Source organism: Promineifilum sp. (SeqCode), assembly GCF_041918635.1.
In the GTDB taxonomy this organism is placed as follows: domain Bacteria; phylum Chloroflexota; class Anaerolineae; order Promineifilales; family Promineifilaceae; genus Promineifilum.
In genome coordinates this window covers 1-3,131 of record NZ_JAYRVJ010000417.1, presented here as the reverse complement: position 1 = coordinate 3,131, position 3,131 = coordinate 1, and the positions used below count along the sequence as shown (strand labels likewise).

Genomic DNA, 3,131 nt, shown 5'->3' with positions numbered 1-3,131 from the left:
GCCGCCTCGTAGGTGGTGCGGGTGACGCGAATCCAACTGAGCGTTATCTCCAGCAGTTCTACCGCGTCGTCAGGGCGAATCGCCAGGGCCAGCGACAGCGCCGGCGACACTGGCTGCCGCCCTAGGGCCAGCCGCTCCGTCATCTCCTCCGGCAGCATGCGCACTGTGCCTTCCGGCAGGTAGAGGTTGGCCGCCCGGTTGCGCGCCTCGATGTCGGCCGGCGAGCCGGGCGGGGCCAGCGCGGCGGCGTCGGCCACGTGCACCCACAGGCGGTCGCCGTCCAGGCTGAGGGCGTCGTCGGGGTCATCGCTGCCCGCGTCATCGATCGCCAGGGCCAGCAGGTGGGTCAGGTCGCGGCGCGGCTCATCGGGCAGCGGCCCCACGGGAACGGCGGGCCGGTCGGTGGGCACGTTGAAGCGGGTGGGGTAGGGGTTGTTGGCCGGCGTCCAGTGGCCGGCGGCCAGCAGGAAGGCGTGGGCCGCCTCGCGGGTCTGGGGCTTGTCCAGTTGGCGCAGCACGCGGCTGCCCTCGTTCCGCCCCAGCGCCAGGGCCACCACGTCGGCCAGATAGCGCCCGTCTTCCGGGGCCAGTTGGCCGGACGCCGCGCGAGCCACGAACGCCGCCCAGGCCCGCTCCTCGGCCGCCTTGGACTCCCGCGCCGCCATGATTTCGGCCACCCTGGCGGGGGAGTGGGCGGTGACGGCCTCCGGCGCGCCAGTGAAGTAGAGGCCATCGGCCACCAGTTGCCAGGCGGCCCAGGCGGTGGCCGGGGTGTAAGCGCCGAAGGCCAGTTCGGCCAGTTCGGGCAGGGTCGTCTGGCCGCCGTCGAGTAGCTCCCAGGCCGTCACCGGGTCGCCAGCCGCCGGCGGCAGCGACCGCGGGCCGGCCAGCGGGCCGGGGTGGAGCAGGGCCACGTCCTTCGGCCGGACGCTGACCCGCTCCCCGTCGGGCAACTCAATGATCAGCTTCTTGTCGGCCACCTGCCGGACGACGGCCGGCTGGCCCTTGTAGAGCACGAGACTGTCCGGCCGGGGCGCGGTCATCAGCCGCCGCGCCCCTTGAACTCGTCCATGGTGTGGTTGATGCCAAAGAAGGTGACGACCTTATCGAAGAGGCCCGTCGGCAGCAGGCGCGTGGGGTAGAGCGCCAGCACAAACGGGGGCATGATCAGCCGCGCCTGATTTTTCTCCACCGCGCCGACGATCTTCGAGGCCACCTCATCCGGCTCCATGATGGGCAGCAGGAAAGGGAAGCGCGTCTTGACGCCCTTGAACATGCCGGTGCTGATGAAGTAGGGGCAGACGACGGTGGTGCGGATGTGGCGGTGGCCCAGCCGGTGCAACTCGACGCGCAGCGACTCGTCGAAGCCGACGGCGGCGAACTTGCTGGCGCTGTAGTCGGTCATCTTGGGCACGCCGATCAGCCCGCCGGCCGAGGCGATGGTGACGATGTGGCCCGCGCCCTTCTGGACCATACCCGGCAGAAAGCAGCGCGTTGTCCAGAAGAGGGCCAGGGTGTTGATGTCGAAGGTGCGCTCGATGGCCTCGTCGCTCAGTTCCAGCAAGGGCTTGCCGGAGACGATGCCGGCGTTGTTGATGAGGATATCCACCGGCCCCTGCTCGGCCAGAACGCGGCGGGCGGTGTCCTGAATCTCCTCCCGGTCGCTCAGGTCGCACTGCTGGTAGGCCGCGGCGCGGTGGCCCCAGCGCTCTAACTGGTCGCTCAACTCCTCCAGCCCGGCCATGTTGATGTCCCACATGATGACCTTGGCCCCGCGCGCCGCCGCTTTCTGCGCCATCAGCCGGCCGATGCCCGTGGCGCAGCCGGTGATCAGTACGTTCTTGCCCTGGAATGTGGTCATCGTTTGTTTGCCCTCTCTCGGTGATGCCGGACATTATAGCAGGACGTTAGTGGAACGCACTCTTGGGGAGCGGGGGAGCAGGGGAGAAAGGAGCGTCGTTCAGTTGTCTTTTTCACCCCCGCTCCTCTGCTCCCCTGCTCCCCCGCTCTTTTACCACTTGTGGGTCTCCACACGAATCATGCTATACTCATCCCCGTAGTCTGTCACTCACCCACGGAGAAACTCATCTATGTCCTCTCTGATCCTAACCGTACGAGAAAGCATCCGTTATCGTGGGCGCTCCGGTCAGATCAGCTGGCTTGCCCACCGCCTCTCCGGTCTGGCCATCCTCTTTTTCCTCGTCATCCACACCTGGGACACCGCCAACGCCTTCTTCTGGCCGCAAGCGTACGCCTGGTCGCTGGCCCTGTTCAAGAACCCGCTCTTCGGGTTGGGCGAGGTGGGAGTAATGGCCGCCGTGCTCTACCACGCCTTCAATGGCATCCGCATCAGCATCCTCGACTTCAAGCCGGAGTGGTGGCGTCACCAGCGCACCAGCTCGCTCATCACCTGGGGGCTGTTCTTTCTGGCCTTCATCCCGGCGGCTATTCTGATGCTGAGCGGCATGTGGAATCACTGCTCGGAGTTGGCCGCCGCGGGCGATAGCTGCCTGCGCATCCCGGCCTTCAGCGAGTTCGCCCAATATGTGCGATAAGAGAGTAGTTGATAGTTGTTAGTTGATAGTTGTGAGTCGTCAGTCACTAACAACTAACAACTATCAACTAACAACTGGTATGTGGATGCTTCCTAAGGAGTCATCAAAATGGCAGCGATCTCTTCCAAAATGCCGGACAAGATCACCGTCCGCCGGATCAAGATTGAGCGCAGCTGGGAGCGCTACCTGTGGCTGTTCATGCGCCTGTCGGGCGTGGCGATGCTCATCCTGGCCGTGGGCCACATGGTCATCCAGCACATCCTGAATAGCTCGGCCAACCTGTCGCTGAGCTTCGTTGCCCAGCAGTGGAGCGCGTGGGGCTGGAAGGCGTTCGACATCGCCCTGCTGTGGATGGCGATTCCCCACGGCGTGCGCGGCCTGTTCAACGTGCTGAGCGACTACGTCCATGGCGACGGCGCGCGGCGCATTATCGCTATCCTGCTCGGCCTCTTCGTCGTGGCCACCGTCATCTGGGCTACCATCGCCATCATCCTCTTCGACCCGGCCATGATTCCGGGGTAATTAGGAATTAAGAAGTAGGCATTAGGAATTGTGAAGACGCTGGGCTCAGCTGGG

At 65.3% G+C, this 3,131-nt stretch carries 4 protein-coding genes; 2 read left to right on the top strand and 2 right to left on the bottom strand.

Going from position 1 to position 3,131, the window contains the following annotated elements; all coding sequences use genetic code 11:
- Window positions 1-1,043: RNB domain-containing ribonuclease (locus ACE3UY_RS13020; protein ID WP_374687942.1), on the bottom strand; the 1,043-nt coding region annotated here is incomplete at its 3' end.
- Entirely contained in the window at window positions 1,043-1,861 is an 819-nt protein-coding gene (locus ACE3UY_RS13015) for an SDR family oxidoreductase (protein WP_374687941.1), read from the bottom strand. The genes ACE3UY_RS13020 and ACE3UY_RS13015, both read right to left, overlap by 1 nt.
- Window positions 1,862-2,090: 229 nt before the next feature.
- On the opposite strand from ACE3UY_RS13015, the gene sdhC reads away from it, so the two are divergent.
- Both sdhC and ACE3UY_RS13005 read left to right on the top strand, forming a co-directional pair.
- Complete coding sequence (gene sdhC, locus ACE3UY_RS13010) at window positions 2,091-2,555, top strand: succinate dehydrogenase, cytochrome b556 subunit (protein ID WP_374687940.1); 465 nt, start codon at window positions 2,091-2,093, stop codon at window positions 2,553-2,555.
- 108 nt (window positions 2,556-2,663) lie between these two features.
- Window positions 2,664-3,077 carry a succinate dehydrogenase gene (locus tag ACE3UY_RS13005; protein ID WP_374687939.1) on the top strand — a complete coding sequence of 138 codons (414 nt, stop codon included), beginning with the start codon at window positions 2,664-2,666 and terminating at the stop codon, window positions 3,075-3,077.
- The last annotated feature ends 54 nt before the right edge of the window (window positions 3,078-3,131 follow it).

What these genes read in the sequence shown, in the direction of transcription:
- ACE3UY_RS13015 (WP_374687941.1), bottom strand. Translation starts at nt 1,861, where the DNA reads ATGACCACATTCCAGGGCAAGAACGTACTGATCACCGGCTGCGCCACG.
- ACE3UY_RS13005 (WP_374687939.1), top strand. Translation starts at nt 2,664, where the DNA reads ATGGCAGCGATCTCTTCCAAAATGCCGGACAAGATCACCGTCCGCCGG.
- sdhC (WP_374687940.1), top strand. Translation starts at nt 2,091, where the DNA reads ATGTCCTCTCTGATCCTAACCGTACGAGAAAGCATCCGTTATCGTGGG.